The sequence below is a fragment of the Pedobacter sp. genome (genome assembly GCF_035566355.1).
GTDB lineage: Bacteria > Bacteroidota > Bacteroidia > Sphingobacteriales > Sphingobacteriaceae > Pedobacter.
Genome location: NZ_DATMRL010000141.1, coordinates 1 through 6,553, shown reverse-complemented (window position 1 = coordinate 6,553; position 6,553 = coordinate 1). Strand labels below are relative to the sequence as shown.

Annotated in this window: 7 protein-coding genes and 1 pseudogene; 1 reads left to right on the top strand and 7 read right to left on the bottom strand. The window is 39.2% G+C overall.

From position 1 onward, the window contains the following. From VNZ46_RS05565 to VNZ46_RS05535, 7 genes and pseudogenes are all read right to left on the bottom strand, one after another. A pseudogene (locus VNZ46_RS05565) lies at window positions 1-787 on the bottom strand (F0F1 ATP synthase subunit alpha); the annotation flags it as partial. A gap of 53 nt (window positions 788-840) precedes the next feature. Continuing rightward, complete coding sequence (gene atpH / locus VNZ46_RS05560; protein ID WP_325559126.1) at window positions 841-1,389, bottom strand: ATP synthase F1 subunit delta; 549 nt, start codon at window positions 1,387-1,389, stop codon at window positions 841-843. 32 nt (window positions 1,390-1,421) lie between these two features. Beyond that, window positions 1,422-1,916, bottom strand: a complete 495-nt coding sequence (locus tag VNZ46_RS05555) for a F0F1 ATP synthase subunit B (protein WP_325559125.1) — start codon at window positions 1,914-1,916, stop codon at window positions 1,422-1,424. Between the two features lie 72 nt (window positions 1,917-1,988). After that, window positions 1,989-2,198 (bottom strand): ATP synthase F0 subunit C, encoded by a 210-nt coding sequence (atpE, locus tag VNZ46_RS05550; RefSeq protein ID WP_108553637.1) that lies wholly within the window; start codon window positions 2,196-2,198, stop codon window positions 1,989-1,991. A gap of 37 nt (window positions 2,199-2,235) precedes the next feature. Further along, a complete protein-coding gene (gene atpB, locus VNZ46_RS05545; protein WP_325559124.1) occupies window positions 2,236-3,366 on the bottom strand; it encodes a F0F1 ATP synthase subunit A in 1,131 nt (376 codons plus the stop codon). A 17-nt stretch (window positions 3,367-3,383) separates the two neighbouring features. Further along, complete coding sequence (locus VNZ46_RS05540; protein WP_325559123.1) at window positions 3,384-3,770, bottom strand: hypothetical protein; 387 nt, start codon at window positions 3,768-3,770, stop codon at window positions 3,384-3,386. 55 nt (window positions 3,771-3,825) lie between these two features. Further along, window positions 3,826-4,077 carry an AtpZ/AtpI family protein gene (locus tag VNZ46_RS05535; RefSeq protein WP_325559122.1) on the bottom strand — a complete coding sequence of 84 codons (252 nt, stop codon included), beginning with the start codon at window positions 4,075-4,077 and terminating at the stop codon, window positions 3,826-3,828. Window positions 4,078-4,249: 172 nt separating this feature from the next. Here VNZ46_RS05535 and VNZ46_RS05530 point away from each other — a divergent pair. Continuing rightward, the coding region (locus tag VNZ46_RS05530; RefSeq protein WP_325559121.1) for a tetratricopeptide repeat protein at window positions 4,250-6,553 on the top strand (2,304 nt) is incomplete at its 3' end.

Sequence of the window (6,553 nt, the reverse complement as noted above, 5' to 3'; positions counted from 1 at the left end):
CAGGACGACCTGTATCACGGAAATACTCACCAATCGCAGCACCAGAGAAAGGCGCATAGAACTGAAGTGGAGCAGGATCAGCAGCAGAAGCCGAAACAACTACTGTATAAGCCATTGCACCATTTTCTTCAAGGGTACGTACAACGTTTGCTACTGTACTTGCTTTTTGTCCGCAAGCAACATATATACATAAAACAGGATTTCCTGCCTCATAGAATTCTTTTTGGTTGATAATGGTATCGATACAAACCGCACTCTTACCAGTCTGACGGTCACCGATCACCAACTCACGCTGACCACGACCAATCGGGATCATCGCATCAATCGCTTTGATACCAGTTTGTAAAGGTTCGTTAACCGGCTGACGATAGATTACACCAGGTGCTTTACGCTCGATAGGCATTTCGAAGGTCTCACCTATGATAGGTCCTTTTCCGTCGATAGGCTCGCCCAGCGTGTTTACAACACGACCCAGCATACCTTCACCTACTTTAATAGAGGCAATCTTTTTGGTTCTTTTGATTGTATCACCTTCTTTAACATTGTCGGAAGGGCCTAATAAAACCACACCAACATTGTCTTCTTCAAGGTTCAATACAATACCTTGCAAACCGCTATCAAATTCAACAAGCTCACCTGATTGAACTTTTGTTAAACCATATACACGGGCAATACCATCACCCACTTGTAATACGGTACCAACTTCTTCAAGTTCAGCTTCTGATTTAAAGCCCGACAATTGTTGCCTGATAATTGCCGATACTTCGTCTGGTCTTACCTCTACCATAATTTATATTTTCTATTGTAAATCAGTAATATATTATCTTTTATTTATTTGAATTATACCACACCCTGGGCAAATTCCTTTTTTAATTTATTTAAGCCATTAGAGATACTGGCATCAAACTGCTTATCTCCAACTTTCAGTACAAAACCACCAATCAGGTTGGCATTGATCTTTTCTTTGATCAGAACTTCATTCGCACCAATCTCTTTTTTCACAATTGCAATGATCTCAGCTCTGCTGCTCTCCGTAAGTGGAATTGCAGAAGTAACATCTGCAGTCACAATTCCTTTAATGGAATTGTATTGTGCAATCACTTCTTTCGATGTTCCAAATAAAAGGGCAGAACGGCCTTTATTGACCATCAGTTTCATAAATGAAATGGTGATCTTATCTACCTTACCGGCAAACAAACCCTCAAGGATTCCAATTTTTTTATCCTGGGGAACAATTGGATTTTTAAGGATAGCCTCCAGTTCAGGGTTCTGATCAATTACTTGCTCTACCAAAACCATATCATTCTTCAAACTCTCCAGAGCATTGTTCTCTATAGAAAGGTCAATGATTGATTTGGCGTATCTCGATGCTGCTTTATTTTCTGACATTCTAATCTTCTTTAGCTAACTGACAATCTCAATTAGTTTAATTCAACATCTTTTAAAAGATTTGCAACCAAATTCTCTTGTTTTGCTTTATCTTCCAACTGCGAACGCAATACACGCTCAGCAATATCGATAGATAAAGTAGACACCTGACTTTTCAATTCGAATAAAGCAGCTTTCTTTTGGTTTTCAATTTCAATCTTTGCTTTCTCGATTAATTTTGCACCCTCAGTATGTGCCTGAGTTTTAGCTTCATTAATGATACTGTCTTTTAAAGTCTTTGCTTCTTTTAAGATATGGTCACGCTCTGCACGTGCAGATTTCAACAACTCTTCATTTTGAGTGGTTAAACGTGCCATTTCCTGTTTAGCAAGATCTGCTTTGTTCAGTGCATCATCAATAGATTGTTCACGCTCTTTAATTGCTGCCAATACTGGCTTCCAGGCAAACTTGCCTAAAACAAACATTAACAATAAAAATGCTATTGTCTGAAAAATAACTAAACCAAACTCAGGTACTAATAATTCCATTTTCTATCTTATATATTGTGTTCTCTTTTTTTAAAAAATTTGTACCCGGCATTGCTGCCAGGTACAAGTTTACTAGCCATTACCCATTAGGGCAACAACCACTGCGAAAAGCGCAACAGCCTCAACGAAGGCAGCAGCGATCAACATCGCAGTTTGGATTTTAGAGGCAGCTTCCGGTTGACGAGCGATACCGTCCATAGCGGAACCACCAATTTTACCGATACCTAGACCAGCGCCAATCGCAGCTAATCCTGCACCAATTGCAGCAATACTTCCTGTAATCATGATTTTATATATTAATAGTTGTTAAAAATTCTAATTAATGGTGTTCTTCTATAGCCATACCAATAAATAAGGCAGACAAGATAGTAAATATAAAGGCCTGAATAAAAGCAACAAGCAATTCAATTGCACCAATAAAAACGGCAAAGGCCACAGAAATCGGAGCAATATACAAGCTGTTAAAAACAAAGATCAAACAGATCAGAGACAATACCAGAATGTGTCCAGCTGTAATATTCGCAAACAAACGAATCATCAAGGCAATTGGCTTCGTAAAAATACCTACAATCTCTACAGGGATCATAACAATCCACATTAACTTAGGAACATCAGGTGCGAAAATATGTTTCCAGTAATACTTGTTACCGTTAAACACTGTCAATAAGAAAGTCGCTGTTGCTAAAATCATGGTTACTGCGATATTTCCTGTTAAATTTGCCCCTCCTGGAAGGAAAGGAACAAGCCCCAGCATATTGTTAAACCAAATAAAGAAAAATACAGTAAGTAAATAAGGCATAAAGCGCTCATATTTATGGCCAAGGTTGGGCTTGGCAATATCGTCACGTACAAAAAGAATAATTGGCTCCATCCAGGACTGTAAACCTTTTGGAGACTTACCCTTACGTTTTTTGTAACCGCTGGCAACGTTTAAGAATACCGCAAGAATGATTACAATAGAAATCAGTAGGGTACAAACATTTTTAGTAACAGACAAATCTAAAGGACGCGCATTTAATGCATGGTGTTTTTCATCAAGCTGAACATACTGACCATGTTCATTTGGGGTTGCAGAAGCATAATAAATTTTTTCATGCATCTTTACAAAACGCTGGCCACCTTTCTCTACGACAACCTTAGCCTCATCATCATACAGAAAATCTGCAGAGCTAAAACTAACTAATCCGTTTGATGTATACAGAAACACAGGAAGCTGAATATAATATTCACCAATCACATGCCAGCTATGGGAATCTGCAATGTGGTGCAATGCAAATTTTCCAATATCAAACTTCTCTTTACCTTCTGGTTCGGAGTGGGAATTTTCTGCCGCCTGTAGCGTATCAACTTGCGCTAACGCAGGTGCTGTAACAGAAAAAAACGCTAAAAAAAGCGTAAAAACAACAATTAACCTTTTCACTTTAAAATCAAAAACGTGGCTACAATCCATTTACTCGCAGATTTTTACTATTTATTTTGGTGGCGCAAGTTACATAACAAACAGTATATTTCAAAGAAGCTAAACAATAAATATAAAGAAAAAAAATTCAGGACGAAAACCAAGCCGTTTTCCTTGCTTTTCAGACTGTAAATCAGGACGAAAGCCATAGAGAACAACATTTTCAACGCTATCGACCCCATTATGGCCATAATTCCCGTTTCCGGATTACGTTTCATCCCCAAATAAACCACTACATAAGCAATAAAAGTGATACCCCCAAGGAAGCCAAAGACCAGCCAGAATTTTGGAACGAGAACAGTTTGACCAGGAAAAAAAGACGGAAGCATCGACGCAACTCCACCAAGGATGAGCGCATAAGCTATATAGAACAACGTAAACTTTGCTAAATTCAATTTTATCTCTATTTTTTTTACAAAAGTATTAAAAATACCTTTGGAGAAGCCATTCTTATTTTTTATTCAATTGCTTCACAACTTGATATAAAGACAAAAGTACACCAGCAAGACTAAGCATGGCCGTAAATATAGGCTTGGAATGATGTTGGTAATCATCAATCTTATATCCAATAAATGCAAATACACCTATGGTTGCCAGCATTTGGAAACCAATCCCGGAATATTTAATAAAATTTCCTGGCCCCTGATCTTTATCTTTATTAGAGTCTTCCATAACCTGATCAAATAAAAAACACCAATTCATTAGAATTAATTGCTGAATAAAATATTTTTGTATACATTTTAATTGAAATTAAACTCAACAAGTGCTTTTGAAAAATTACGCTATTCATAGCCTAAAGATAATATTAATTTGTTTAGGCTCCTGCATCCTTGCCTCCTGCGGTACTCCCAAAGATACTGCCGCAAGCAGAAGCATGCAAAATTTAACTGCCCGCTATAATTATTTTTATAATGCCAACGTTATATTGGACAACTACGAAGCAGAACTCAGCGACAATTATGCAGATAATTTCAATGATATCCTACCTGTTTATATTGCGCCCGAAAAATTTGACCCCAATGCCAGAGACCCATTTAGCGGGTCTGTAAGCAGCGCTGCCCTGGACAAAGTGATCCATAAAGCACAAACGATCATTGCGGAAAAAAGTTTCAGCAACTATATAGACGACGCCTATCTGCTTCTTGGAAAAGCACAATTTTTAAAAGGAAACTATTTTGTTGCCCAAGAATATTTTGACTACGTGACCAGGACCTATAAAAACAATCTACCTATATACGTACAGGCACTGAACGGAAAAGCCAGAAGTCTGATCCAGCTGAACAATCTAAGAGAGGCAGGTTTCACGCTGGATACATTGGAAGAGAACCTCAAACTCATTAAAAGAAAAAGAGCAGAGCCACTGGCCACACTCGCCCAAATGAGCATTGCCGTTAACCGTTACAAAGATGCCATTGTGTACCTGGAGTCTGCACTTAAAGAAGGAAGTATAAAAAGAAACGAGATCAGGTGGAACTATATCCTTGGACAGTTATACGAAGAAGAAAAAAATTACCATCCATCACTTAAAGATTACATCAAAGTACAAAAGAGCAATGCCGCATTTGAACTCTATTTTAATGCCAACCTGAGCAGAATCAGGGTCAAAGGTTTGTTAAGCGGAGAAAACATGAACCGTAAGCAGGAACTTTCGGCCTTGTTAAAAGACGACAAGAATACAGACTATATTGACCAGATCTTCTATCAGATTGCCCAGAGCTATGCAGACGAAAAAGACTATCAGGGTGCAGAAAAATATTATATGAAGTCTGTAAATGCAAGCACAAGGAACCCTTATCAAAAAGGCTTGTCCTACCTGCGGATAGCAGACCTTAATTTTAAAGAATACAAAAACTACCTTAAAGCGAAGGCCTATTACGACAGTACAGTAAATACATTGCCTAAAAACTATACCGGCTATGATCTCATTCTTAAGAAGGATCAGAACCTGGAGTATCTGACCAGCCGGTACGAATCCATATCTCTTCAGGACACTTTACAGATGATTGCAAAGCTTCCCGAACCGGAGCGTAAACCCAGAATTGAAGCATTTGTAACACCTCCGGTAAAAAAACCTGCAGAACAAGCTTTAAACCTTAACAGCAATTTTCCTGTCTACCAGAATAACCCTCAGAACTCCGGAAAAAAAGCTGCCTCCATAAATACCTTCTATTTTGCAAACACAACTGCAGTAAGCAACGGTTTCATGGATTTCAAGAAGAGATGGGGCAACCGCAAGCTGGAAGACAACTGGAGACAAAGTATCCGGTCTTCATCCCAAGCTAATACACAAAACGTAGCCAACCTTGACAATTCCGGCCTGCCAAACAATCCAGATCATGCACCAAGTACTATGGTTAGTGATTCCGCTAAGATCAAAGCTTATACTGCTGCACTTCCCCTAAGCCCGGATCTCCTTAAAGCCAGCAATCAAAAGATCATTGATGCCTACTATGAGATTGCAAACTTCTACCAGCAGGAACTCAACGATAACGAAGAAGCAGCAAAGATCTATGAACTCCTGCTCCAAAGATTTCCGGATAACAATCATCTGGCCGCCATCAATTACGGCCTTTATTTAAGCTACAAGACCTCCAATCCGGCAAAAGCTTCAGGATATAAAAGCACGGTACTCACGCAATTTCCGTCTACGGTCTACGCAAAGACGATCCTTGATCCTAACTTTACCGTCAGACAATCCGCGCAGGAAGCAGAAATCACCAAACGATATAACAATATCTTTGGCCTTTACGAAAAGAAAGATTTCACTCAGGTCATCACGGATGTAAATGCATTAAATGAAATTTCCCCGAGCAATTATCTTTCTCCGCAATTTGCCTATCTTAAATCTATAGCTATTGGAAGAACCAATAATGTAGATAGTCTGATCAGCGCCTTCAAGGAAATTGTCAGCAAATTTCCAGATGATAAACTGATTACTCCTCTGGTACAAGACCACCTGGCCTATATAGACCAGCACCTGGCTGTCTTCAAAAAAAGAAAAATTGCCCTTACGGACTTTGACCTGGGAGAACCCCGGTTCATGGAACAGCAGATCGCCAGTACGCCGGTGCAACAACCAAAAGAACAAATGGTCGTTCAAACTACAGCGCCAGCGCCAATTAAATCTGAAGTACCTAAGCCACAAACCGTCGCTCAGGTACAACAGCCTGCAATACCT